Below are 26823 nucleotides of genomic sequence, written 5' to 3' on the forward strand. Positions count from 1 at the left end.
GCAAGTTGAAATATTATTAGTCTAAAACAAAAAAACATAGACTAGTGAACAAGCTGTTTTCACTATTTATTCATAGAATATAAAGAATTCTATTTTTAGAGGAGGGAATCATATCTATGGGATGGAATAATAATTTTGGACATTCCCGAGATTGTAATAGATTTTGGGATGATCTAGTATTTTGCGGATGCGGTCGTAGACGCAGAAGAAACGATTTTAACGAATGTCATTGTAAACGTGACTGCGATTGTGATGAGTGTCGTCGCAGACGTAATCATGACCGTGATCGTGATCATGATCATGATGATTGTCGAGATTGGTAGAGTCTTTTAAAAGAGTGCATATCTTTATAGCACTCTTTTTTATTGTGCTTTTTAATATTTAATAATTTAAAAGGAGCAGTTTCAATCGGGTTTAACGTTTAACAAAACAAACGAACACTATGAATGAAAAACAGTGATGTATGAGAGCTGTATTTTATTTGGTGATAAGACAAACTTTAAATTGCTTATAAGCTACGTTTTCATTTTGAACAGAAAAAAAGAACCTGTAGTGGCTCCTTTTTACATTGCTATCTTATACTTATTGATTTTTCGCTTAACATCCATAAAAGCTAGTAATGCTGCAATCGCACAAAGGCCTTTAAACCAAAGGAACTCGGAAGAAAATAGTCCGCCAAAGAAAGCGACCGAGTGTACAAAACAAGTAATACCAAATAACCAAAGCATGAACTTTAATTCTTTTGAGGAATATTTATAGTTTTTAAATTTTTCCCACATATGTATCAACTCCAATTGTTATGAGGTTCTGTAGTTTTTCTTTTTAAAATCGCGCATGTTTAGGATAAAGAATAAAAGGAAGATAACAGCTGTGATGCCATTAATCCAGTAGTATGTACGTCCAGTTGTCAATCCGTTATAGAAGGAATAGAAATTCCAAATTATAAGAAGTACTGAACAGATATTAGAGATTATTAATGAGCTAAAACTTCTCATGATTTTCACCTCGATTCAAAATATTAGAGCTCATTTATAATTTTACATTTAGATAAATAGATTTATGAGGAGAGGAATGAAAAAGAACCCGATGGAGTTCGGGTCCTTTCAGAAGTGATGATGTATTCTCGGCTTGGGAACTGAGAAAATACAAAAATATAATACATCGAGATTTAGAGAATTTCAATACTAAATTAGGGATTACCGCGCGGTGATGAATATGGCTAGGCAAAGAAGCCTAAATTGTGAATTGAATAATTTTTTACTACGCTTGATTTTTTACAAATATAACCATTTTCTTCAGATTTCAAGAAGGTTTTACAAAAAAATACATAGAAGTATAAATATATGGTAATGAAATGAGTCGAATTTTCATCATGACTGATATCCATAATATGTGTATTTCAAATAACATGAAATACACATAGAGGAGAGCGATTATGAAAAGGAGAATTGGTACAGCAGTCGTAGGTTTATCTGTTTTAGGATTTGGAATTTTTGGTTTTACTCATGGAAATGGTGGAGGGGTTGTTCAAGCGGCTTCAGAAGGGGATGGAGGAGGAGCGCCTGCATATGCACATGGAAATCATGGGGGAGCACCAACTTATACTCATGGAGAGGGCTGGTCTCCGAGTTATGAACATGGACATACAGGTGGAGCACCGTCCTATACCCATGGGCATACAGGAGCACCAGCTAATACAGAGCCTGGTGGGGGATTTAACTAATACTAAAATGAAAGTTGTAAATTTATATATAAGAAAAAAGGCTTTGTAATTTACAAGGTCTTTTTTCTTTGTAAAAAGGTTATTCAAAGGGGAAAATAAATGAATTTCTTCGTATTTTATTATTAACAAAATACGGATTTTGTATGGAATTTCCTGCAAAGAATTCACCATGAATAAGGTTGTCTCATATCATGTGAAAATTGCTTTATTAAGATTATAAAAGGATGTGAACGTATTGGAAGATGTTTATGGAAAAATTGACAATTTAAAAGCAGAACAAAAAGAAATTATGCGAGATATTCGTAATTTAGAAACTCGCACAACAATTAATGAGAAAGACATCGCTACAATTAATAAGCAATTAGAAAAGATTAGCATGAATACAACTTGGATTCTACGAATTATTATTAGCTCAATCACTATGTCGGTTTTGGGTTTAATATTAAAAGGGCTGATGTAAAATGTTAAAATAAAAGTACTTATTGAGAGAGAGACAAGTATCTCTCTTTATTTTTATCATTTTAGCCAAGAGGGGTCCTTTAGAATATGGCATAGGTAATCTGTACGATTGAATAGGAGACATTAGTCAGTGGTTATTGATGGTAAAGTAGACGTATATAATTTAAAAGGGAACCCATGAAACAATACAAATAATAATTTGTATGTGAACGTAACCAAGACTACGATTTTTTAAGTAATTTTCACATTCTGTTAACCATACTGATATTAAGTTCTTTAATTCAATCGTTTCAATTTCGCAAGTTTATTTTTCATCTTCCACATATCGGTAGGTAATCTTTGTATAATCTTATCTTATGTTTAAATCACAACTGTTACTCAATCACTATCAAGTTAAAGTTTTATAATACTCCAAAATGAAAAATACGCTATTCTTTTTGTAGAATCATAGGAATGGGTGGCGCATTTTTCATTTTGTTTTGCTAACTTGATTTTGATGTGACGTAACCTTAAGTATTTAAAGAATTAAAAAAGTCCCTCAATAATGTTAAAGGGACCTTGCTCACGCAAATGATCTGTATATCAATTCATCTTTGATATACAGATCATTTGTATGATAATATTTATAAAAAATTGCTAAATAATAAAATTACATAAATGCTTTTAGAAGTTCTTGAATTAATGGGATTGCTCCACCTATAAATTTTAAAACTGCCATTGCGATTTCCATAGTATTCTCTCCTCTGTTTTTATATTAAGATGTGTGAATATTTATAACTCTATTATAGTAAGCGCTTGCATTTATAACAATACATTTTTGTATGCAATTTTGCATATTTATACGTTTAGACAAAAATTATACCTCTATTAGTCATTCTTTAATGGTACCATAGCGAGGTGAGAGTCTTTAAGGGTTCTCCCTAATAGGAGGAAATATGGAAAAAGTGCAAGTAATTTACAGTAATCTAAAAATTAAAAGTTGGGCTAAACAGGTATTAGCTGTAGGAGGAATATTAGGGTTCTGCTACTTGGTGTTATATGTCTTTAGTTTCTTAGTTATCATGTAAATATTATATAACTAAACTAGTAGAGTCTTGCCTAGATAGGTAAGGCTCTTTTGTTGTATCTGAGATGAATAAACTGCATACAAAATCTCTCAAGTTTGTCAGATTACTCTGTATGGTGCCTTATTTCTCTATGTTTTAGAACGGCTAACTCCTATCACTGAAAGTAAATAAACTTCTATTTAAAAGTTTCCATTTATATTGAAAACACAATTGTATTGATAAAAAATGTATTTTTACTAGATATATCTTAAAAAGACAAGTATAAGTTATATTACGTTTTGATAAAATCTTTTTATCTTTGAAAAGGATTTAAATCTTACTAATAGATTTGATCCCTTTCTGTATACCGTAATTTCTATATTACCATATGAATATAATATACTGAAAATAATTTAAAAGCAAGAATAACAGTATCAGTCCGCCACATGCCCATCAACTTAAGATTTTAAAGTAGCTCCTAAATGAAAAAAATTTTAAAAATTCATTGATAGTAAACAAGAAGGGTTGGCAAATCACTAACTAAAGAAATTTCTTCTGGGAAGCTAATCGGTAATATATCAAAAGATCCTTTACAAAATTTTGAGCTATATTTCGTAGGTGTATATCCTCCTATTTGTAGATTGGAAATGCTGATATAATCCTACCAGTTGATTTATCAAGAGATATCTGGATTTGCATTCCGTTCATTGATTTTTTAATATATGTATTTTTAGTTCCTTTGACAAATTGGGCGTTTTGATAAGCATTCATTAATGCACTTCAAAACTTGTATTCTATTCCAGGAAGAGCTCTATATATGAAGGAAAACTCCGTCGTACTGCAAGTGCCGTATATTGACGACAAGGTTATGTGGAAAATATGAGGTGGAAAAACATGAACATTCAGAGTCACATGAAAATCAACAGTCAGATGGCGATACTTGCGACGATTAGAAAGCTGTAGTTTGCAACGAGAAGACATTTGATGAGTGTGCATAATATGGGGGGCATTCGAAATGCAAACAGGATTATGAACGATTTGCAATTATACGTAAGTAAGACGATGCAAGGGAAAGAGTATGTGTACTATCTCAATAAAGAAGGGCATGCCATGTTTGGTGACGACGGTAAAGGTGTTTCGAAAGGAAAGCTTGCGCATGCAATATTACGTAATGATGCATGGTTACATTTATTTTGTCCGGACGATTGGCAAATTGAAATTGATATACGTTATAAAAAGAATGGAGAGAAAAAGAAGATTGTCCCAGATATGAAGTTTCGGGATGAAGAGGGGGGACTTCACGCAGTTGAGGTAGATCGCTCACAAAAAATGAAAATAAATGATGAGAAATTATTAAAGTACGAAGAGTTCATCAAAATATATAAACAGAAATATAACGGGAAGATGCTAATCATTCATTTTTTTCAGTGACAAAATATAGAGAAAAGAAATTAGAAGAGTTAGCGGCTAAATATGATGTTTTTGTAAGGGTGTATGTATTGCAGGGAATATAAAAAAGTGCTAACAAGTTTGCAAACGAACTTGCTAACACTTTTACGATATACTCATTAAATCATTATTAATATCTGGATTTAATAATATGTGTTTCTATGATGCTCCATTTCGGCAGAACAAAGATGTAGCTGGTAGGTGAGGGATTTACAATTTATGGGATGTTAAATAGGAGCGGTTCACTACAATTTAAGGTGCACAAAAGTATAGAGGAAACATATTATATTACGATAAATGAAGTTTATGTATATGTAAGATAACTGTTATAAATACAGCCTAGTACACTCATAAGAGGTAGTAAAGTGTTTAATAAAAATGAAATACAAAAAACAAATGGGATACTTCAAGCTAATGTATTAAACCCAAATTTAATTGGTCCTACACTCCCACCAATCCCACCATTTACTTTACCAACCGGCCCCACAGGTCCAACAGGAGGAGCTGAAGGTTGTCTTTGTGATTGCTGTGTTTTACCAATGCAAAGCGTCTTACAACAACTTATTGGAGAGACTGTGATTCTTGGCAACACCTAACACGCCCCCACTCTTCTTTCTATTTACTATAACTTCCGTAAATGATTTTTTAGTTACAGTTACAGATGGAAGCACAACCTATGTGGTCAATATTTCTGATGTAACAGGGGTAGGTTTTTTACCACCAGGACCAGCTATAACATTACTTCCACCTGCCGATGTAGGATGCGAGTGTGAATGTCGTGAACGACCAATTAGACAATTACTGGATGCGTTTATAGGATCTACAGTAAGTCTTTTAGCAAGTAATGGTTCTATTGCAGCAGATTTTATTGTGGAACAAACAGGTCTTGGTATAGTGTTAGGTACATTACCTATAAATCCAACTACAACCGTTAGGTTTGCTATTTCAACTTGTAAAATTACAGCTGTGAATATAACACCTACTACGATTTAGTCCATACCTTTCAGAAGTATCTGTTGCTACTCGATAAGAAAAGCACAGTAGACAATCTACGTTTCTATGATGCTCCATCTTGAAAGGATAAAGATGGAGCTGGTTCTGTAGATGCAGGAATGGGATTTATGATGGATGCAATATGGAAGTAATTAAGGAAGCATTAAGAGTACTAAAGCCTGGCGGTGAATTTGTCTTCTTAGATTTGTTTATGGATGAAAAAATGTTTGGGGAGAAAAAAGAACTCTTAAATATTTTAAAAGAGTATGATGTATCTGAAGCTAATGGCTACAAGCTTGCTGAAGAAATGAAGCTACCAAGGATTTTATTGAACAAAAAAGTATTAGGAAATGCAATGATTTTGAGTGGGAAGAAATAAAAATGTATTTAATTTAAATCCCGTATACATCTTTTGTACTAGTAGTCCTAAGTCTAAAAGTATGTACAATTACACCATTTGACTAATGGGTAAACTTTACAAACTGATATATACTAGTATTGTGTCTTGCATTTTTAGATGCAGTACACAGCCGGTGATTGGCTAGTGGATGTCCTTCCATTTTGCCAGTGCCGGTTTTTTATTGGATAATAGAGAAAATGAAGTTTTTATAAAGAAAGAAGGGGTTGTTTTGAAAGATGTAAATTCTATCTTTATGAGAGAAAAGATTGCTAGTTTTTATCTTTATTTTATTTCTTTTCTTGGTTTGGTTACTATAACTATATCTTTACTTGAAATTAAAATCCCTTCTCATCCAACAATACTAATATTGTTGTTACTATTTATGGGGATTGCAGAGTATTTTCCTGTAAGATTTTGGAGAGGAACTAGTTCGCTTACCTTTCCGATCATTTACGCTATGAGTTGGCAGTTTGGAATTCATATAACTATTATTGCTATTGTATTCGTAACGCTAATTATTCACCTGCATCGTCGTTCACCGATACAAAGGATGTTATTTAATAGTACTCAGCATGCACTTAGTTTGATCTTGGCCGAATGGTTTTCAAACAAATGTATGTCCTTATTCATTAATAAGTTCGATATGTCAGTTCTGTATGAAAATTTAATATCGTTGTTATTATTTTGCGTGTTTTTTTGTTTTTTCAACAACCGCTTTTACGATTTGTTAATGATACTTCTTCCGCAGCCATATTCAATCTATCAGTGGTATAAAAAAACCGTAACGGTATTTCTTTGCGAAACTTTTGGTTTCTCTTATGCGGCACTGATGCACGTATTAATTAGTACATATAGTGTGGAAGTAAACGAGATTACAGTACTGTTTTTCTTTTTTCCACTTGTTGCAACTTCCGTTATTAGTTCTTTTTCTGTACGGATAAGGATGGAGAAGGAACGATTATATGAGTTATTTCTTATTACGACCGAAATTAGTCGAGGATTAACCGGAGGAAACTTGAAACATATTAAACAAGCACTTAAAGGGTTTTTTGGCATACAAGCATATGTAATATGGACAAAAGATGATGGGAACTGGAATATTCTATTAAAAGATGGAAAAGTCCGCTCTCATATTTCTGATGATTCAGAAAAGTATGGGGCGTTTGAGGAACTTTCTAAAAATCTTGTATTTAATGATTGGAAAATTGGTACGGCTCCTGAAGATGAAATATTTGATAGTGTCATACGCTCACTTGTATATTTTCCTCTTATAGTAAATGATGAATTAGTCGGAATGTTTGTTGCAGGGAAAAGTAGAAATGCGGGTTTCTTTCCGGAAGATGTACAGTCGTTAGCTACATTTTCTAACCAATTAGCTAACGTAGTTAAAACAAGGATATTGATTTCTGAACAGGAAAAAAGAATGATCTTAGAAGAAAGAAATAGAATCGCCCGTGAAATTCACGATGGTATTGCGCAAACATTAGCCGGGGTGATATACCAACTAGAATCCGCGCAGAAAAAATACCGTGATAAACCAATTGATATGCAGCAAGTAGTAGAGAAAAGCATAAAAGATTTAAGAGGAAGCCTAGGAGAAGTTCGCTATTCTATTTATGCTTTAAAACCATATCCGACACAACAATTAGGCCTTAAGCAGGCAATAGCAAGTAAAATAAAATCTTTAAAACAAGAATATGAACTAGACATTACCTATCATGAAAGAGGTCATGCACGTGCGCTTAGTTTTTCAAAAGAAAGAGTTATATTTGATACATTACAAGAGAGTTTGCAAAACATTGTAAAACATGCACAAGCAAATAAGGCAGATGTTTTACTCAGTTATCAAAGTGAACACGTTCTCTTAAGGGTTAAGGATAATGGAGTTGGCTTTTCACTATTTGAGTCTATGGTTAAAACAAAGAATGAGCCACATTATGGTATATTACATATGAATGAACAAGCTGACCAATTAGGGGCTACTTTACAGATTGATAGTTCTGTAGGAAAAGGGACAGAAATTACACTGTTAATTCCAGATTCACAAACAAGGGGTGCGTAAAATGATTAAAATATTAGTAGTAGATGATCATGCTTTTTTACGGGATGCAATTCGGAGCATACTAGAGGATGAATCTGATATGAAAGTGGTTGGAGAAGCTAGCTCTGGGGATGGAGTATTGGGAAAAGTAGAAGAATGCCGACCAGATTGTATTTTGATGGATATTAATCTTCCAGGGAAAAATGGGATTGAAGCTACAGAGTTAGTGAAAAAAAATTATCCGAGTTGCCGAGTACTTGTGTTTACAATGTATGAACATGATGAGTATTTAATGGATGCACTCCAGGCCGGTGCTGATGGTTATTTATTGAAGGATTCCTCATCAGAGCAGGTAGTAGCAGCAATTCGAATGTTATATCGAGGCGATTCAGTTATTCATCCGCGTATGACTAAAAAATTAATTACATATCATCAGCAAAAAATGAAAGTAGAATCAAATGAAAATGAACTGACGGAACGTGAAAAGGAAATTCTCTTTGAACTAGTAAAAGGACTTAGTAATAAAGAAATTGCTGAAGTTTTATATATTAGTGATAAAACAGTTAAAATACACATCAATAAAATTTTTAAAAAGTTAAATGTGAAAAGTCGATCGCAAGCAGTGATTTATGCAGTTCGAAATCAATTGGTTCCGCTAGATTAAATAAGAAATCTATCAAAGAACTATCGTGTCGCTTTATTCTGTAGCACAAAGAATAAAGGACAAGATAGTTCTTTTGTACTATGTAGGCATAGAATCCTTAGAGAAAAGATACTCCTTTTGTTCAATTTTCAGAATAATCTAAATGTGGAATAATGAAAATAGAATTACATTTTAATCTTGTTAATAATTCATTTTGTGAAAATCTTTTATTGAAAATAGATGATGGGGGGCTCCTATAGAAAGAGTAAAGTGAGTGAGTAGCTATATGAGGTATGGGGATGGTAGTAGTGTTGGAAATCTTTCATGATACAAAAGATTAAGATTGATAGAGTTTCCAATGCTAAGTAGGAATGTAAGAATCAATTGGTTTCAAAAAATAATATGAATAATGGGGAGATGCAATATGAAACGAGGGAAATTTGGAAAGATTCTTATTGGAACGTTAACAGTTGGAATGTTATTGTCTCAAGGAATTCCATATAACGTATTAGCAGAAGAGGTAAATACATCTACTTTAACTGGAATTGATGATGCAAATGCTATCTTGAAAGGTCTTACCAAGGAACAACGTAATGCCTTAAAAACGTTAGATACAAAACCAGGTTTTGTTATTTCGCCAGGTATTAATACAGCAAGTCCTAATAATGTGAATGTGATTATAGAATTTAAGCAAGCACCTAGCAAAATTGAGGTATTAAAACAAGCAGCTAAAGGGAAAAAGGTAGCTCTTTCAAATGCGGAACAAAAGGTAGAGGCATCACATAAAGGGTTTAAAGCAGAGCTTGAACAGCTTCAAAAGAATAAAGAGAAAGGGACAAATGTAAAATCTGCAAAAATAACAAGAGAATATAAGAATGCTTTTAATGGTGTAGCGATTTCTTTACCAGCGAATATGATTGAAGACTTAGTTCGTACTGGTATCGTTAAGCGCGTATGGGAAGATCATGAGGTTAAAATTGATTTGCCGAAAGACACAGCTAAGACTGCTGTTGAACCGAAAATGGCAGATAGTGTACCGCAAATTGGTGTGGACAAGCTGCATGATGAAAAAATAACAGGTAAAGGAATTAAGGTAGGTGTACTGGACACAGGTATTGATTACAACCACCCGGATTTGAAAGATGCATATAAGGGATATCGTGCAAAACAAGGTGAGGATCCAAGCAAAATAGATCCGAACTCAATAAAAGGATGGGACTTTGTGAATAATGATGCCGATCCAATGGAGACAACGTATAAGGATTGGCAAAATTCTGGAGGATACCCTGAGATTTATGATGGAAGTGCATATTATACATCCCATGGTACGCATGTAGCTGGGACAATTGCTGCAGACAAGCAGAATAGTGTGGATTATGCAGTGAAGGGTGTTGCTCCAGATGTAGATTTATATTCATATCGCGTATTAGGTCCGTATGGAAGTGGACAAACAAGTGGTATTCTTGCTGCGATTGATAAAGCAGTGAAAGACGATATGGATGTTATCAATTTATCACTAGGAGCATCTATTAATGATCCTTTATATCCTACTTCTGTCGCAGTGAACAATGCAATGTTAGCAGGTGTTGTTACGGTAGTAGCAGCTGGTAATAGTGGTCCGGAAGAAGGTACTATAGGATCACCTAGTGCAGCGGCACTTCCCATTACAGTTGGAGCCAGTGACGCTGCAATGAATATTCCAACGTTTTCCGCCGATGCAGGTGATATACATGTAGATAAGATGATGCTACTTGGAAAAAGCTTTACTGATAAGATTGAAGATTTGAAAGGTCAATCCTTATCGGTTGTATATGCAGGGCTTGGGAAATCAGGTGATTTTACAGGGAAAGATGTGAAAGGGAAGTTAGCTCTTATCCAACGCGGTGAGATTACATTTGATGAAAAAATTAAAAATGCTAAGGGAGCAGGCGCGAAGGCGGTAATTGTATACAACAATGTAGATGGGGAAATTACAAGTTATCTTGGGGAAAGTACTTCATCTATTCCATCGTTCCGCTTAACAAAAGTAGATGGTGAGAAATTACAAGCAAAAGCTGTACAAGGAGATGTGTCGTTAGCGTTTGGAGAACTTAGTAATATAAAAACAGAGGGAGATCACTTAGCAGATTTCAGCTCCCGCGGTCCTGCAACTAAAACAGATGATATTAAGCCGGATATTGTAGCACCAGGTGTGGCTATTTTCTCAACTGTTCCTGAATATATTAATGATCCAAAGGATGGAGAAAATTATCCGGTAGCGTATGGACGTATGTCAGGTACATCTATGGCAACTCCTCATACTGCAGGGGTAGCGGCACTTATTTTACAAGAACATCCAAACTATAGTCCATTTGAAGTAAAAGAAGCACTTATGAATACCGCAGTTGACTTAAAAGAAGAGCGTTCTGTATTTGAGGTGGGCTCTGGACGAATTGATGCATATCGTGCAGTTCATGCAGATACATCTATCGAGGTTATCGATAAAACATCAAACGTTGTAGATGATGAAGAAGTAGAAATTGAAGAAAAAACAGGTTCTATTGCGTTTGGGTATAAAAATCAAATTGAAAATGGGCCTATTAAAGATAGTCGAAAAGTCTTAATTAAGAACAGCAGTAAAACAGAAGGGAAAGAATTTAAATTAGAGGTAGAATTTTCACCTACAAGTGTAGGGGTGCAAGATGCAGCGAAGAATAGTGTGAAGCTAAATGTACCAGATTCTATTAAAGTAGCTCCTGGTACATCAGAGGAAATTAGCCCTGAAATTATCATTCCAGAAAACGCTGAATTTGGTAGATATGAGGGATATATTCATATTTCAAATAAAAACAATGAAAAAGAAGTATATCAAGTACCATTTGCAGTTAAATTCACAGAAAAAGGGATTGCGTCTGTAGATTTACTGAGAGATGCAATGGCAACAGATGCATCTAAATTCCATCCATTTATGGAGAGACCAAGTTCGCCTTTGACATTTAAAGTAAATAGTCCTCTTGAAACTATTGATGCAGTTGTGAAGGACCGAAAAACAGGGAAGGCATTAGGAGTCGTTGGTACACTTGATGCAAGTAGTCTAACACCGAATGTTGAATATATGATGTTTTCTGGTATGGGAGGGTATGTACTTCCATTTACAGGAGATCCAGCTTATCCAATTGGGGATAAACCTGTTATGTTGCCTGATGGAGATTACGAATTGAACTTCGTTGGATATGATAAGGAAGGAAAATCGTATACAAAAGGCGATAGCATTATCATTGATAATGTTATACCGGAAATAAAATTTAAGGATGTACAACCTGGTATACACGAAGTAAATGATTCTATGTTTAAAGAAGAAGACGGCCAACGAGCATTATGGGTGCATGGTAATATTTATGATTCTACAGTAGATACATTAAAAGCAAAAGGCTTGCAGTACGATCAAAAAGCGAATCAAATTGTATATTATCAAAACTCAGCCTTCCCATCAGGTTGGTTGAATACAATTCAAGCAAATGGTGATTTTAAATTTGGAGTACTTCCAGAGGAAATAAATGAGCCGTTAAATTTAAGATTATTTGGATATGACCTTGCCACTGCAGGGAATATGGCAACTGGATATAAAGATTATGTCTTTGTAAAAGAAGGGACAGAATACGCTGTTCCAAGTTATGACAAAGATAAAATCAAATTAGGTGAAAAAATTACGTTAACTTTGAATCTCAATAATGTAAAACAGCTTATGTCAGGTACATTTGAAATTCCTTATTACAAGCAGCTCTTTAAATTTACAGATGTGAAACCAAATCCAGCACTTACGGAATATGTAAAACAACATGGATTGAACCTTAAATTAGAAGATCCGAAGGTAAGTGAAGAAGGAGCTTGGGAAAACAAGGTGAAAGTTGGCGCGTCATTGGAAGGAAAAGAATTTAAAGGATTAGATGGAGATACACCATTTTTAGATGTTACATTCGAGATGACGAGCGATGAATACTTTAATGATTTAACTGCATTTGGAGTAGATAAGTTCTCTTATACAAAAGTTGGTGCAACAGAAGGCAATGAGATTCCTGTGTTTAAAGATAAATCTTTTGCTATTGTTTCGAAACATTCAACGGTTACAGGTTATATTGGCCCGGAAGCTTTCTTGAATGAAGAGGGGTATTTAGGTAAGAAAGACTATACAAAGCTAGGAGCAAAAGTGTACGCAGTTGGCAAGGATGGAAAGAAATATACAGGAACGATTAGTGATAACGGACAATTTGAAATTCATAGTGTTCCAGTAAGCGATAAAGAATATGATATTTTTGTAGAAATGCCAGGTCATTTAAATAGTAAATTAACAACAAAAATAGGAAAAATGCAGGATGGAGAATTAGTGGGACAAAACTTTAGAGCTGACATGGATGATAACCTTGCAGGTGATGTAAACGGCGATAAAATGGTGGATATTCAAGATGCTAGAATAGCAGCTCTGTCATATGGAAAAGGAAAAGTATCTGTAAAAGATGGAGATATAAATCAAGATGGTGTTGTAGATGAAACAGATATTCGTTTTATTGAGAAAAACTTCTTGAAAAAGGGTCCAGATGCCAAAGGAAATCAGAAACCGAAAGAAAATGTAGGGCCAGTGACGTTAGATAAAATCTTACGCTCTATTGGTTTAGAACCAAAAAAATAAGTGGGCAAACTTCTAGAGAAAATAAAGCAATCAGACAATGAATAGTAAATGAAATGAGATTGGCTAACAAATAACCGGTAATGATTTACAGGAACATTACCGGTTATTTAAAAAGTAATAGTCGTTGGGGTACATGAAGTAACTAGTTTAAAGTAAATTCACTTTCGTTATGGGACAAGCTAGTTGCTTAATTAGTATTGTTTGTGGGATGGAAATTAGGTTTGTAGTTTGAACTTTAAAAATAGGGGGACTTGTAAAATGAGTATGAAGAAAAAACTTGGTATGGGTGTTATAACTGCAGCGCTTGGCTTATCTTTAATTGGCGGGGGAACATATGCGTATTTTAGTGATAAGGAAGTATCACAAAACACGTTTGCAGTGGGTACTTTAGATTTGAGTGTAAATCCTGAAGTTGTTATTAATGTCGACAATCTGAAACCAGGTGATGAAATGGAGCGCGGTTTTCAATTAGTTAACAAAGGAACCTTAGCAATAGGAGATGTGAAACTCCTGACAGATTACAGTGTAATCGATGCGAAAGGGGATAATGGAAATGCTGATTTTGGTGATCATATCCGTGTGGATTTCTTGTGGAATTTGGATAAAAATGAAGTTCCAGTATGGTCTACTACATTATCTGAATTAAAGGTAGCTACGCAAAATGGAAGTATTCCTGACCTTGTAAAGAAAGGTATTGTAGATCGAGAAGGAAATGGACTTGCTCCTGGTGATGATGATACATTTTATGTAATGTTCACATTTGTAGATAGCGGTGAAGACCAAAATGTATTTCAAGGAGATGCATTGAAATTAAATTGGACGTTTAATTCCATGCAAACAAGTGGTGAAGACAAGTAAGTGTAACAATTTGTATACTATATGTTTAAACGTATAGTGTACAATTAAAAGAACTGTATTAAAATTGAAGAGTTTATCGCGAATGGTAAGGCTCCTCATAAATATATGGGTGAAAAAACTGATGACGATTTTCTTTTTTTAGATTCTATTCCTTAGTTGATAAAAAGGTTAGATTGCACAATTAATTGGGAGATAAGTATAAGTAACTTTGAACAATATTAAGTTCACCATTTTTATGATGCCGCTTTTTCTATAAAGGTAAGTTCAGATTATGTTTCTATTAATAAAAAATACATCCTTATAGGGATGTATTTTTTATTAATGATAATGTTATAAATTATTCTACATGAACCGATATGCTTTTAGATAATACTTGCATTGAGAAAGGAACTCTAGCTTCAAAAGCTATAGTGTTTGTTGAATTTGGTGTGTTCGAGAAGATGTAAGAATCCTTAATACGTAATCTAAATGTTTTTTCAGATCCGAATGGACCAGTATAAGAACTGACTTCGTCTAAAGAACTCCCCGCATATCTAACACCATTAACAGTCAAAGCCTCAGAATATGAATCTGGTGTACCTACTTCACTAACTTTCACATAAAGGTAATCGCCTTTAAGAACAGGAATAGTTAAGTAAGAACTTGCACTATACATTTTGTTATTATCGCCTACAGCACTAATGCTAACACTTCGTAGTGGAGAAGAATCCGCCTTTGAAATAGTTGGTAAAAATGCTAGTGTAAGTGCAAAACACATAGCTAACATGCCCATAAATTTTTTCATATTAACAACCCCTTAGGTATTTATTTAACATCCTGTATTTTACAGGTTAAAAATGTAAATTTCAATATCGTTATATAAGGAATGATTATGTAATTATACATATCTAATATAAAGCACACCAAAACTCGGATACATAAATCCCTTGGGGTTACATTTGGGATACGAAAATAACTAAAAGAAAAAGGCGTCTACATAAAAAAAATTCTAAATCTTATATTTGTAGGATAGTTTTAGATACAAAAATAAAGAGATTAGTAATATATATATGTCTTAATGTAAAATATATATTTCATTTATTTAATTAATAATTTAATATATAGTATATAAGATTTATAATATGAAGTTATCATTTACTAATGAGACGTATTTAAAGTCTATAAGTAAAGAGAAAATTGCAAGAGTTAAAAAAGTCTAATTCAACTGGAGTTTACCGATATTGTAAACGCTACGCGAAAAAACAGTAGTCATATTGAAAGTAATAAGTTTAACCCTTCTTTAAAACTTTGTATACATATAGCTAAAACATTAGATAAGAGTTTAGATAAATTATTTTGGGAGGAACTCTAAAATGGAAAAACTAAAAAAATGGTTTTCACTCAGTACACACTCAGATGAAAGAATTCAACAAATCGAAATGAAAATTTGGGCTCAATCTGGAATTGTTGTCCTAATTTTAGCTTTTATTGATGTTATTATAAGGGGAGCATATCTACACCGCCCATTCCTAGAATGGATTGCTTCATTAGCCATTATAATTTGTTATATGATTTTCTTCTTTATTAAATCTATTCTAACTGGTGTTTATGAAACAGATATTAATAATAAAGAGCAATTAAAAGAAAAATTAAAAGAAAAAATGAGTGATACCTTTATTTTGTGTTTTGTAGCAATAGGTGCTACCACATACAAATATAATTTACCTGAAGATTTCGTTGGATGGTTAGCAGTAATAGCAAGATTTATTATACTTTTCGCTTTCCTATTTGGTATACAATACCTTATTACAGTAATAGCATGGAAGAGATCCAATAAAATATAAGGAAACGAAACAAAATCTATCAGCGTCTCTGTCAAAAATCAAAAACAGCGAAAAAAAGTATGAGAGCGCTTACGTACAAAAGAAGGTAAAGAATTATATGCAAAACGAAAAATAGAGGTAGAACCCGTATTCGGTCATATTAAATACAATTGCTTCTTCCAACGTTTTTCCTTAAGAGGCCTTTCCAAAAATCGACTGGAATGGGGTTTTATTTGTGTTGCCCATAATTTACGGAAATGGACAACAACAGCTCAATCTAAAGCGAAAATAAAAAACTGTCTCCAAAAGGTCTTGTTTAAAGACCTTTTGAGACAGCCTCTTCTTATAAAAAGTTGATTAGTTAGTAGCTTCTTTCAATGTATTTACGTTTTCTTCCATTAAAGTGAAGTAATCTTTATTGCTCTTCGCATCATCTTCAGAAATAGTAGCAAGATGATTTAAGCGTAAAATTTTTGTACCCGTCTCTTTTTGAATTACGGACGCTACCTTTGGTGTAGAGAATGTTTCAAATAATATATATTGTAGATTATGTTCTTTTACTGTTTTTGTAATGTCAGCAAGCTGTTTTTGAGATGGTTCATCAGAAGCTGAAATACCAGCGATAGCAATTTGTTTCAGGCCATAGCGTTGTTCCCAGTATCCATAAGCCGCATGAGAAACTAAAATGTCTTTCGTTTTTGCATTCGAAACAGCTGCTTTAAATTGATCATCTAAATCAGTAAATTTTGTTTGCAGTGCTGCGAAATTTTTTTCGAACTCTTGTTTATGATCGGGCTGTAATTCTACAAGTGCATTTTTAATTTTTTCTGCCTGTTTCATTGCTAGAGTAGGGTCTAACCAAATGTGTGGGTCTTTATCGTGATGATGTTCATCCTCTTTATGGCCGTCTCCGTGATCATGATGCTCTTCTTCAGTAGAAGTACGCAGTTCAATACCTTTTGATGCATTTACAATTTTAACATTTTCTTTTTGTAATGCTTTTTCCATTTTTTCAGCAAATGGTTCTAATTCAGCGCCGTTATAAACGAATAAATCGGCTTTTGCAACTTGTACTGTTTGTTTTTGACTTGGTTCAAATGTATGTGAATCTGCACCAGGTGGGTAAATTGCTTCAACAGTTACATAGTCGCCACCAATTTTTTTTGCAAAATCTGCAAGAGGAAAAATAGTAGTATAAACAGTTAGCTTTCCGTCTTTCTTGGCATTACCTTCTTTTTTATTTGAGCAGCCAGTAAAAATTAAAGTGAAAATAAGTAAGAATGAAAATATAGTCAATCTTTTAGGCATGAAGTTCTCCTCTTTTCTTTTTTTTACGGATATATTTTCCCCAATTATAGAAGAAAAATATCATTTTAATACAAAACGGAATAATTACGTTTTAGTTTGCGAACTTAGTATAATACATCTTTTATAAAGTTGCAATAAATAATAATCATTCCGATTTGTTTTTGTTATAAAGTTGTCAAATTTAGATGTATTATTTTTAGGAATGCATGCATATGTGACAACGCTACGTTCATATATTTGAAAGGAGGGTGTAGAGGGGGATGAGTGTTTGGGTTACTTAATGGAAGCTATTTTATTGATATTAGCGGTAGTATTACCATTAGCCTTAGTCTTAATTTTTTTAAGAAGATTAATAAGTAATTTAGGAGATGCATCAACAGTAACAAAATTGCGAGAGAAAGATGAGAAAAAAGAGTGAGTAAAGCACTATGCGTACGCATAGTGCTTTACTTGTGGTAAAATGAGAGAAGGAAACTCCTAAAAGTTGTATTTTACTGAAGGAGAGAAAAGTAAAATAAGAGGTATATGCATATATGAATAAGCGAACAGCGTTAGTACTTGGTGCAAGTGGTTTAGTTGGACAAGAAATAACGCGTCTATTACTTGAATCAGATTACTACGATTCGGTTACTATTTTTGTAAGGGAACCAATGCAATGGCAACATGAAAAGTTACAGCAAAAACAAATAGACTTTTCGGTGTTAGAGGAATATAAAGAGTTTTTTGCTGTAGATGACGTATTTAGTTGTCTAGGAACAACAATCAAAAAAGCAAAAACAAAGGCAAATTTCAAAAAGGTAGATTATGAATATACGTTACGAGCTGCTTGTTTAGCTGAAAAACAAGGGGTACAAAATTTCCTTGTTGTGTCCTCAATGGGAGCAAAACCTAAATCGTTCTTCTTTTATTCGCAAGTTAAAGGGAGAATGGAAGAGGAATTACAAAAGTTAGTCATTGGTGGTATTCACATTTTTAGGCCATCGTTATTAGTAGGAAACCGACAAGAATTTCGTTTCGGTGAACGAATGGCTGAAAAGTTATCTCGTATCATTCCTTTTATATTTAAAGGGGCTTTCAAAAAGTATAAACCAATTTCAGCGAAAGATGTGGCGAAAGGGATGTATATCACTGCATTGCGAGAAGAAACGGGTATTTATATTTATAACTCAAATGAAATTACAACGATAGAATAAAAAACGAGAAAAATGGCATGTATTAAAAATCAAGTTTGAATCTTGAATGAATAGTAAATACATGTAGTTTAGCAATTATAAGAAAGTAAAAAAGGAGTGGGGAGCCCACTCCTTTTTTACGATAATTTATTATGCAAATCGCATTTTTATCCCGCTATTTGTGGACAGCAAAATCCCCGCGGATTAAAGTTTCACTTTATACGTCTCCAACACTCTTGATCTTGTACGACAAGTGACCTCGTTTATTGCAATGCTATTTTTAGAGTCGTATTATACTAACGGATGATTTCGTGTTATAAGAATGTTTCACTTCATTTGAAAATATACTACTATCATATATCCATTGTTTGTAATGCCAATAAATCAAATAGAATATACTTTCTATTTGGAAATAATCTGTTTTTTATATCTGTTTGAGTAAAATCTGAAGGGAATTGGGTTCCGAAGATATAAAAGTCCTATAGGTACTACTCCGTATTTTTTTGGGATTTGCAAAAGGAGGCTATACGAATGAGTAAAAAAGAAATGTTGCAAAATGGAATTAAGCAAGTTTTTTACGAAGAAGCATGGTATCCACCTATATCAGACGCGTTAAAGGATCTTACCGCTACACAAGCGTGTTGGCAACCAGAAGGAAAGGCTAGTAATACAATTTGGGAAAATGTAAACCATTTACTTATTTTTAAAGAACGCCTACTTGCCCGCTTACACGAAGATGAAACATTTGTTGCACCACAAAATAATGATGAAACGTTTGTCCAAGGTGGACGTAATGATGAGGGGGCTTGGCAACAAACAGTGTTGCGAACAATTCAAGTGCATGATGCTTTACAATCTGCATTAATATCCCTTCAAGAAGCAGAACTAAATCAATTAACTCCTTCTTTACCAATTTGGCAACAATATATGAACATCCTTTTGCACGATGCTTATCATACAGGACAAATTGTACAACTTCGCAAGCTTCAAGGTTCATGGCCAGCGCATCGTTCTTATTTGTAAATGATACTTAAAATTGTTGGAGTTATAAACGAAACAAACGAATTAATATGTAGAATACTACTATATCAAAAAACAATTTCTCATGTAATCTGAGAAATTGTTTTTTTTCGTAATCACGATTGTGGAATTCGATTTTTGACCCTGTCGCATATTCAGAACGGGAGATAAATACATAAAAAAATAGGTGTATCAAACAAAATGTTGATCCACCTTAAAACGATATTATGAAATAACATACGTTATCTTATAGTATACTTTTTATTCTTCTAGATTCAGTAGTACATATTATTCTCGGTTTTATTTATTCGTATGGATTTTCCCCGGTGCTCGTTTGTATTGATACGGTTCTTCTAACTCAAAGCTAAGTTCATTGGCGGCTATTCTTGGGAAGTAAGGATTGCGAAGTAACTCACGTCCGATAAAAATTAAATCTGCTTCGTTATTATTTAAAATTTGTTCTGCCTGTACTCCAGTCGTAATCAAACCAACAGCTCCAGTTGCAATGTTAGCATGTTCTTTAATATGTTTAGCATATTGCACTTGATACCCGGGATATACATCGATGTGTGCCGGAACAACAGCTCCAGAACTACAATCAATTAAATCTACTCCTTGTTCTTTCATCCAGTTTGTATATGGAACGTAATCTTGAACCGTTAAACCGTCAGGATGAAAATCGTTTGCTGAAATACGAACAAATAACGGTCCGTTCCAAACTTCATTTATTGAGTCAATGATTTCACGTAAGAAACGATAGCGATTTTCAGGTGAACCTCCATATTCATCAGTCCGTTTATTAGAAAGTGGAGAAAGAAATTCATTAATAAGATAACCGTGAGCGCCGTGTATTTCAATAACATCAAATCCAGCTTGTTTGGATCGTATTGCAGCCTCTTGAAAAGCTAATATGGTCTTTTTTATTTGCTGTATACTCATTTCTACTGGGGTTTTCATAGTTTCATTAAACGGAATTGCGGATGGAGCGAGAGCATCCGTTTCTAATTCAGCTTTTCTTCCGGCGTGAGCAAGTTGAATGGCGGCTTTTGCGCCGTTATCATGTATAAAAGTTGTCGTTTTATGTAAGCCTTCAATTAAGCTATCATCCCATATACCTAGGTCTTTATTAGAAATTCTTCCTTCAGGTAACACGGCCGTTGCTTCGATCATAACTAAACCAACTTGACCAGCAGCTCTTGTTCCGTAATGAACGTGATGGAAATTAGTTACTTGGCCATCCTCGTTTTCTGATGAATACATGCACATAGGTGACATAACGATACGGTTTTTTAATGTAACGTCCTTAATTGTATAAGGTGAAAAAAGTTCAGAATTCATCCAATAGCCTCCTAGATTGAATTTTCTTACATTGTATCATTCTTGTTTTTGTTTCCCTAATAAAACGCTTATACGAAAAATTTTGTCTATTCATGTTACAATAATTAATATGAATTGAATTGGAGGATGACATATGTACCAGGCTTATTATGAAAGTGAATTAGGCTTGCTGGAAATTACAGCGAACGATAAAGGAATTACGTCTGTTATATTTGTTGATGAGAGACAAGAAGAACATAAAAATGAAATGATAGATCAATGTATAAATGAGCTAGATGAATATTTTAAGGGGAAAAGAAAAGAGTTTACGGTCCCGCTGTCTGCTGAGGGAACAGCATTTCAAAAAAATGTATGGGATGCGCTCTATACTATACCTTATGGCGTAAGTACTTCATATTTAGATATTGCAGAGAAGGTCGGAAATACGAAAGCTGTACGAGCGATAGGAGGAGCAAATAGTCGTAATCCAATTTCAATTATCGTTCCGTGTCATCGTGTAATAGGAAAGAGCGGGAAGCTTGTTGGGTATGCGGGCGGTTTATGGAGGAAAGAGTGGTTATTAAAACACGAAGGTATTTTGAAATGACGTATGGATGGGAAGAGGGATTGTTTTGAAATGTATAAATTGTGGGCAACTTTGCGAGGGAGATCAGTTGAATTGTGAAAGTTGCCAGCGGACTTTGCATACTGAACAAGGTGAAGGATGCTCGCTAATAGACAAGGAATTAGAAGTATATGTAGGTAGACAATATCGGTATTACAAAAGGAAATGGGAACTTGAGGATAAGCGGATTGCTAGGTGGAGCTGGAATGGTTGGGCTGCTATTTTCAATGTGGGTTGGCTTGGATATCGTAAGTATTATGTACCTGCAGCATTATTTTTACTGTTATTAGTAGCATGTGATGCGTTTTCTTATTATATGGGCTTCAACGTAGCATTACCAATCATTAATATGGTGCCTCTTACGTTTCTATTACTCGTTTTTATTTTATTTGGAATGGCGATTTTTGCGAATGGATTATATTATCAATTTGCAGAAAGGCGTATATATCGAATAAAAGCACGAGAAATTCAAGATGAATCGGTTGAAAATTATCTCATCCGTGATAGTGGTGGAACGAGTAAAATGGGAGCAACAATCGTTACGATTTTAGCGGTTGCTAGTATCTTTTTCAGCCATTTCTTTTTCCCGACTGATCGAGATATTATTCAAAAAGTTCGTACAAGCTCGCTTTATGAATATCCGTTCTTTTCTATTGGTGAATCATTTGAAAGTTACTTTAGAAATCCAGGTTGGGTATATTATCGTGGAACGGAAGGATTAGAATTAGTAGAATTCCAAGGGGTTAGTCCTGATATGCCAAGGAAGAAGGTGGAAATCCAATTTGTTGTTGATTATAAATTGGGTGAAATTGAGCCGTACTCACTTACGATTAACGGCGAATCTAAAAATGAGGAAGAATTTTTAAAGATAATGGACGAAATATTTAAAGTTCAAAACCCATTTGATATAGAGGATGGATTACAAGTAAAAGAAATAGAAAAAGAAGTGGATAGAAGAGTTTTCTATCAGCTTCTTTTTTTACTGTACAAAAATAATATTTGAAATAATCTGAATCTTTTGTATAATAATATATATTATACTGGCTTTCATTTATACATATAGATTGGGGGAAGGAAGAATGAAGAGAAAGGTAATAACGATTGCTGCAGTTGCATTATCGACTAGTGTATTAGTTGCTGGTTGCGGAAATGGGGAGAAGGCATCTACAACGAAGAAAGAAGCAGGTAAGGGGGCAGCAGAGAAGCAAGTATTAAACTTACTAGAAACAGCAGAAATTCCTTCAATGGATACATCAAAATCGACAGACTCTGTATCATTCCGTGCCTTTGTAAATGCAATGGAAGGGTTATATCGTTTAGATAAGGATAATAAACCAACTCCAGGTATGGCAAAAGATGTGAAGGTTAGTGAGGATAAAAAGACATATACATTTGAATTACGAGACGCAAAGTGGTCTAATGGTGATTCGGTTCGAGCACAAGATTTTGTATATGCATGGCAACGTGCATTAGATAAAGCTACGGCTGCTGAGTATGCATTTATTTTATTTGATGTAAAAAATGCACAGAAAGTAAATAAAGGAGAATTACCGTTAGATCAATTAGGAGTGAAAGCGAAGGATGATAAAACGTTAGTAGTAGAATTAGAGCAACCTGCACCATATTTCCTTGAGCTTACTTCATTCCCAACATTTTTCCCTTTAAACGAAAAATATGTGAAAGAACAAGGGGATAAATATGCATTAGAAGCAGATAAACTATTATACAATGGACCATTTACGATGAGTGAATGGAAACATGAAAGAAGTTATCAGTTAAAGAAAAACCCTAATTATTGGGATAAAGATACTGTGAAGTTAGAAGAAATTAATGTAAATATTGTGAAGGAAACGAGCACGGGAGTAAATTTATATGATAGTGATCAAGCGGACCGTGTTATTTTAAGTTCTGAATTTGTTGATAAATATAAAAAGAATAAGCCAGACGAATTTAAAACGAAGTTAGATCCACGTATGTATTTCTTGCGCTTTAACCAGAAAAATGCAACGTTTAAAAATCAAAAAGTTCGTGAAGCGATTGATCTGGCATATGATAAAAAAGGAATTGCAAATGTTATTTTAAATGACGGATCATTACCAGCATATTTCTTAGTACCTGAAAAATTTACGACAGGACCAGATGGGAAAGATTTCCGTTCTGTAAATAAAAATTTCCGTGATAGTAAAGACAATGCAGAAAAAGCAAAAAAATTATGGGAAGAAGCGAAGAAAGAACTTGGCCAAGATACAATTACAGTAGAATTTCTAAATGATGATAACGGTAGCCGTAAAAAAGTGGGCGACTTTATTAAAGAAGAGTTAGAGAAGAATCTACCTGGTATTAAAGTGAATTTGAAACAACAACCATATAAGCAGAAGTTAGAGTTAGAAAAGAAATTTGAATATGAATTCTCATTATCAGCATGGAGTCCGGACTATCCAGATCCAATGACTTATATTGATATGTTTGTTACTGGAAGTTCATTTAATGAAATGGATTATTCTAACCCGAAGTATGATGATTTAGTAGCGAAATCAAAAGGAGAGCTATTAAAAGATGATAAAGCACGCTGGAATGCTCTTGCAGAAGCTGAAAAAATCTTAATTGGTCAAGATGCTGCCATTTCTCCTACGTACCAACAAAGTACGGCTTACTTAGAGAAACCATACGTAAAAGGTATTGCGAATCATACGTTTGGTGGGGACTTCAGTTATAAATGGGCATATATTACAAAGAAATAGTATAATAAAAGATGAGTGAATTTTCGCTCATCTTTTCGTTTGTTTAAGGAGGAGCTACTTTTGTTAAAAGGAATCAATCATCTTTGTTTTTCAGTATCTAATTTAGAACACTCTATTACATTTTACGAAAAAGTGCTAGAAGGAGAATTATTAGTTAAAGGGAGAAAACTTGCATATTTTCATATATGTGGGGTATGGATAGCACTTAATGAAGAAACACATATTCCAAGAAATGAGATTCATCAATCTTATACGCATATTGCGTTTTCTGTTGAACAGAAAGACTTTGAACGTCTACTGCAACGATTAGAAGGAAACGATGTTCATATTTTACAAGGAAGAGAACGGGATGTAAGGGATTGTAAGTCTATATATTTTGTTGATCCTGACGGCCACAAATTTGAGTTTCATTCAGGGACATTGCAAGACCGACTTAATTATTATAGGGAAGATAAACCTCATATGACATTTTACTAAGGGGGGAAGAAGTTGCATGCGCTAGTAATTGGTGGAACAGGAATGCTAAAGAGAGTTTCTATGTGGCTTTGTGAGCAAGGATTTCATGTTTCTATTATTGGCCGAGATGAAGTGAAATTAGAAAATGTTAAGCGAGAGAGTGCTGCGCCAGAAAGTATCACATGTCTTCCGTTAGATTATCATAATGATGACGATGTAAAGCTAGCTATTAAAAGCACAATTGTGCAGAATGGCCCAATAACATTAGTTGTCGCATGGGTCCACGCAAGTGCGAAGGATACGTTGTCATTCATTTGTAGAGAAGTGGATTTGTCGTCTGAAACATACAATGTTTTTCATATTTTAGGTAGTAAAGCGTCGCGTATACCCGCACAAAAAATAGGTGGTACGCGATGTAGCTACCATAGAATAATATTAGGTTTTATATTAGAAGATACATACGGGAGATGGCTTACTCATGAAGAAATATCGGATGGGGTAATAAAAGGAATTGAGAGTAAATGTGATGAATGGATTGTAGGACGAGTAGAACCGTGGGAATTGCGGCCAACATGGTAAGGGGGAATGAGAAATGAAGACAACTGTATATGTAACAAGGCACGGTGAGACGGAATGGAATGTAGCGAAACGAATGCAAGGGCGGAAAAATTCTGCTTTAACTGAAAATGGTATGTTACAAGCAAAGCAATTAGGAGACCGAATGAAAGATTTATCTATCCATGCGATCTATAGTAGTCCAAGTGAAAGAACCCTACATACTGCAGAGTTAATAAAGGGCGATCGTGATATACCGATAATCGCGGATGAGCATTTCTATGAAATCAACATGGGGATATGGGAAGGGCAGACAATTGATGATATAGAAAGGCAATACCCAGAGGAAATACAGTTGTTTTGGTATGAGCCACATCTTTTCCAGTCAACATCGGGAGAAAATTTTGAGGCTGTTCATAAAAGGGTAATGGATGGGATACAGCTTCTTTTAGAAAAGCATAAAGGAGAAAGTATATTAATTGTTTCTCATGCGGCAGCGGCAAAACTACTTGTAGGACATTTTGCGGGTATTGAAATAGAAAATGTATGGGATGATCCATTTATGCATAGTGCTAGTCTAAGTATAATAGAATTTGAAGAAGGGAAAGGTGCAGTGAAGCAATTTGCAGATATAAGTCACTTCAATAAAGTGAAACTCTAATCAGTGGGGGTTTTCTTCATCCCCCACTGATTATTAGTTGAACCAATCGGACTTTTATGGGCAGTTGATCCCCCACCTAACTTCTTTGCTTTCGCTGAATTTTGAGGTGGGGGTCTTACTGCCCATTAAAGCGGGATAAACGTAAAAAAGGCCGCAAAACGGCCTTTTTTTGTAGGCATAAAAACTAGCAATTACGTTTTTTATACCAGAAGTGATCGAATTTTTTATTCTTGCAAGAAGAAGACTTGTGTCTGCTATCTTTGCAATCATTCCATTTGTGTCCGTCATCGTGACAGTCCTTACCATGATCCCACGAATCATCACAAGAACCATGATGGCTATGAGGGAAAAATACACATTTTTTACAGAAACATCGTTTTGTCCAGAAACATTTCTTTTCAAAACGAACGCATTTTGTAACGAAAGTGCATTTTTTCACGCGAGTACGTTTTGTAACTATAACGCATTCTTTTCTACGAGTAACTTTTGTAACAAAAGTCCATTTTTGAACGCGTACACGAGTACATTTTGTAACGAAAGTCCATTTTTTTACATGAGTACATTTTGTAACGAAAGTACAATGTTTCACGCGAGTACATCTTGTTCTTGGACATTTATTCCCTGTTGTACATCTACGCCCTGTTGTACATTTACACCCTGTTGTACATTTATGATGATCATCATCGCACTCAAAAGTACTTGGATCTTGGTGTAAGAAATCCTCCATCCCTGCACTTTTGATTTCTTCAACAGCTTTTCTAATATCACGTTTCATAGAAATCCTCCTTATCATGTATTAAAGTGAAAAGGTATTCTTTTTCCTTAACATGATATGAGAGATGAAGTCTTTCTGAACAGGACAAGAGTGTAATTTTATATAAATAGATG

24 protein-coding genes and 6 pseudogenes are annotated in these 26823 nt (G+C 34.2%); 23 read left to right on the top strand and 7 right to left on the bottom strand.

Annotated features, from left to right (window positions below; all coding sequences use genetic code 11):
* Positions 1–116 precede the first annotated feature (116 nt).
* Complete coding sequence (locus J0835_RS10020) at positions 117–323, top strand: hypothetical protein (protein ID WP_087980869.1); 207 nt, start codon at positions 117–119, stop codon at positions 321–323.
* A 240-nt stretch (positions 324–563) separates the two neighbouring features.
* On the opposite strand, the gene J0835_RS10025 is transcribed toward J0835_RS10020, so the two are convergent.
* Both J0835_RS10025 and J0835_RS10030 read right to left on the bottom strand, forming a co-directional pair.
* Positions 564–779: a hypothetical protein gene (locus J0835_RS10025; protein WP_087980870.1), complete on the bottom strand. Its 216-nt coding sequence runs from the start codon at positions 777–779 to the stop codon at positions 564–566.
* An 18-nt stretch (positions 780–797) separates the two neighbouring features.
* Complete coding sequence (locus J0835_RS10030; protein ID WP_087980871.1) at positions 798–995, bottom strand: hypothetical protein; 198 nt, start codon at positions 993–995, stop codon at positions 798–800.
* A 440-nt stretch (positions 996–1435) separates the two neighbouring features.
* Between J0835_RS10030 and J0835_RS10035 the strand changes: the two genes are divergently transcribed.
* Positions 1436–1723, top strand: a complete 288-nt coding sequence (locus J0835_RS10035) for a hypothetical protein (RefSeq protein ID WP_087980872.1) — start codon at positions 1436–1438, stop codon at positions 1721–1723.
* Between the two features lie 235 nt (positions 1724–1958).
* A complete protein-coding gene (locus J0835_RS10040) occupies positions 1959–2183 on the top strand; it encodes a hypothetical protein (protein WP_087980873.1) in 225 nt (74 codons plus the stop codon).
* A 648-nt stretch (positions 2184–2831) separates the two neighbouring features.
* Here J0835_RS10040 and J0835_RS10045 read toward each other — a convergent pair.
* Positions 2832–3017 (bottom strand): annotated as a pseudogene (locus J0835_RS10045) (hypothetical protein).
* A gap of 100 nt (positions 3018–3117) precedes the next feature.
* On the opposite strand from J0835_RS10045, the gene J0835_RS10050 reads away from it, so the two are divergent.
* The 8 genes and pseudogenes from J0835_RS10050 (at position 3118) to J0835_RS10095 (ending at position 14278) form a co-directional block, all read left to right on the top strand.
* The gene (locus J0835_RS10050; protein ID WP_254913075.1) at positions 3118–3249 is read left to right on the top strand and encodes a hypothetical protein; all 132 of its coding nucleotides are present in this window, start codon (positions 3118–3120) and stop codon (positions 3247–3249) included.
* A gap of 963 nt (positions 3250–4212) precedes the next feature.
* A pseudogene (locus J0835_RS10065) lies at positions 4213–4742 on the top strand (replication-relaxation family protein).
* A gap of 300 nt (positions 4743–5042) precedes the next feature.
* Positions 5043–5670: pseudogene (locus J0835_RS10070) on the top strand (exosporium leader peptide-containing protein).
* 145 nt (positions 5671–5815) lie between these two features.
* Positions 5816–6049: pseudogene (locus J0835_RS10075) on the top strand (class I SAM-dependent methyltransferase); the annotation flags it as partial.
* 250 nt (positions 6050–6299) lie between these two features.
* Positions 6300–8132 (top strand): GAF domain-containing sensor histidine kinase, encoded by a 1833-nt coding sequence (locus J0835_RS10080; RefSeq protein WP_087980986.1) that lies wholly within the window; start codon positions 6300–6302, stop codon positions 8130–8132.
* 1 nt (position 8133) lies between these two features.
* Positions 8134–8775 carry a response regulator gene (locus J0835_RS10085; RefSeq protein WP_048527415.1) on the top strand — a complete coding sequence of 214 codons (642 nt, stop codon included), beginning with the start codon at positions 8134–8136 and terminating at the stop codon, positions 8773–8775.
* A 403-nt stretch (positions 8776–9178) separates the two neighbouring features.
* Positions 9179–13420, top strand: a complete 4242-nt coding sequence (locus J0835_RS10090; RefSeq protein WP_087980874.1) for a S8 family serine peptidase — start codon at positions 9179–9181, stop codon at positions 13418–13420.
* A 258-nt stretch (positions 13421–13678) separates the two neighbouring features.
* Positions 13679–14278 carry a TasA family protein gene (locus J0835_RS10095; RefSeq protein ID WP_087980875.1) on the top strand — a complete coding sequence of 200 codons (600 nt, stop codon included), beginning with the start codon at positions 13679–13681 and terminating at the stop codon, positions 14276–14278.
* A gap of 337 nt (positions 14279–14615) precedes the next feature.
* Here J0835_RS10095 and J0835_RS10100 read toward each other — a convergent pair whose 3' ends face one another.
* The gene (locus J0835_RS10100) at positions 14616–15062 is read right to left on the bottom strand and encodes a hypothetical protein (RefSeq protein ID WP_064475128.1); all 447 of its coding nucleotides are present in this window, start codon (positions 15060–15062) and stop codon (positions 14616–14618) included.
* Between the two features lie 337 nt (positions 15063–15399).
* On the opposite strand from J0835_RS10100, the pseudogene J0835_RS10105 reads away from it, so the two are divergent.
* The 3 genes and pseudogenes from J0835_RS10105 to J0835_RS10115 all read left to right on the top strand — a co-directional run.
* Positions 15400–15629 (top strand): annotated as a pseudogene (locus J0835_RS10105) (helix-turn-helix transcriptional regulator).
* Position 15630: 1 nt separating this feature from the next.
* Positions 15631–16101: a DUF6773 family protein gene (locus J0835_RS10110; RefSeq protein WP_000413136.1), complete on the top strand. Its 471-nt coding sequence runs from the start codon at positions 15631–15633 to the stop codon at positions 16099–16101.
* Positions 16102–16437 (top strand): annotated as a pseudogene (locus J0835_RS10115) (transposase); the annotation flags it as partial.
* Here J0835_RS10115 and J0835_RS10120 read toward each other — a convergent pair.
* Entirely contained in the window at positions 16438–17388 is a 951-nt protein-coding gene (locus tag J0835_RS10120) for a metal ABC transporter substrate-binding protein (protein ID WP_087980876.1), read from the bottom strand. It lies immediately after the preceding pseudogene.
* 268 nt (positions 17389–17656) lie between these two features.
* Here J0835_RS10120 and J0835_RS10125 point away from each other — a divergent pair, with 268 nt between their 5' ends.
* The 3 genes from J0835_RS10125 to J0835_RS10135 all read left to right on the top strand — a co-directional run bounded on the left by J0835_RS10125 (position 17657) and on the right by J0835_RS10135 (position 19583).
* Positions 17657–17806, top strand: coding sequence for a hypothetical protein (locus J0835_RS10125; RefSeq protein ID WP_000540925.1), 150 nt, complete (start codon positions 17657–17659; stop codon positions 17804–17806).
* A 115-nt stretch (positions 17807–17921) separates the two neighbouring features.
* The gene (locus J0835_RS10130; protein WP_001042750.1) at positions 17922–18581 is read left to right on the top strand and encodes an oxidoreductase; all 660 of its coding nucleotides are present in this window, start codon (positions 17922–17924) and stop codon (positions 18579–18581) included.
* Between the two features lie 510 nt (positions 18582–19091).
* Positions 19092–19583: a DinB family protein gene (locus J0835_RS10135; protein WP_087980877.1), complete on the top strand. Its 492-nt coding sequence runs from the start codon at positions 19092–19094 to the stop codon at positions 19581–19583.
* Between the two features lie 297 nt (positions 19584–19880).
* Here the strand turns inward: J0835_RS10135 and namA are convergent, their stop codons facing one another.
* Entirely contained in the window at positions 19881–20918 is a 1038-nt protein-coding gene (namA, locus tag J0835_RS10140) for an NADPH dehydrogenase NamA (RefSeq protein WP_087980878.1), read from the bottom strand.
* A 133-nt stretch (positions 20919–21051) separates the two neighbouring features.
* Between namA and J0835_RS10145 the strand changes: the two genes are divergently transcribed.
* From J0835_RS10145 to J0835_RS10170, 6 genes are all read left to right on the top strand, one after another.
* Positions 21052–21504 carry a methylated-DNA--[protein]-cysteine S-methyltransferase gene (locus J0835_RS10145; protein WP_087980879.1) on the top strand — a complete coding sequence of 151 codons (453 nt, stop codon included), beginning with the start codon at positions 21052–21054 and terminating at the stop codon, positions 21502–21504.
* Positions 21505–21511: 7 nt separating this feature from the next.
* The gene (locus J0835_RS10150; protein ID WP_087980880.1) at positions 21512–22525 is read left to right on the top strand and encodes a DUF2628 domain-containing protein; all 1014 of its coding nucleotides are present in this window, start codon (positions 21512–21514) and stop codon (positions 22523–22525) included.
* A gap of 76 nt (positions 22526–22601) precedes the next feature.
* On the top strand, positions 22602–24263 hold the full coding sequence (locus J0835_RS10155) for a peptide ABC transporter substrate-binding protein (protein ID WP_087980881.1): 1662 nt from the start codon (positions 22602–22604) through the stop codon (positions 24261–24263).
* 60 nt (positions 24264–24323) lie between these two features.
* A complete protein-coding gene (gene fosB, locus J0835_RS10160) occupies positions 24324–24740 on the top strand; it encodes a FosBx1 family fosfomycin resistance bacillithiol transferase (protein ID WP_087980882.1) in 417 nt (138 codons plus the stop codon).
* Between the two features lie 12 nt (positions 24741–24752).
* Positions 24753–25298 carry a short-chain dehydrogenase gene (locus J0835_RS10165; protein WP_087980883.1) on the top strand — a complete coding sequence of 182 codons (546 nt, stop codon included), beginning with the start codon at positions 24753–24755 and terminating at the stop codon, positions 25296–25298.
* A 13-nt stretch (positions 25299–25311) separates the two neighbouring features.
* Entirely contained in the window at positions 25312–25935 is a 624-nt protein-coding gene (locus J0835_RS10170) for a phosphoserine phosphatase 1 (RefSeq protein ID WP_087980884.1), read from the top strand.
* A 184-nt stretch (positions 25936–26119) separates the two neighbouring features.
* On the opposite strand, the gene exsB is transcribed toward J0835_RS10170, so the two are convergent.
* Positions 26120–26710 carry an exosporium protein ExsB gene (gene exsB, locus J0835_RS10175; protein ID WP_000817489.1) on the bottom strand — a complete coding sequence of 197 codons (591 nt, stop codon included), beginning with the start codon at positions 26708–26710 and terminating at the stop codon, positions 26120–26122.
* Positions 26711–26823 lie beyond the last annotated feature (113 nt).

The organism is Bacillus cereus group sp. Sample62 (assembly GCF_036851315.1).
Taxonomy (GTDB): domain Bacteria; phylum Bacillota; class Bacilli; order Bacillales; family Bacillaceae_G; genus Bacillus_A; species Bacillus_A wiedmannii.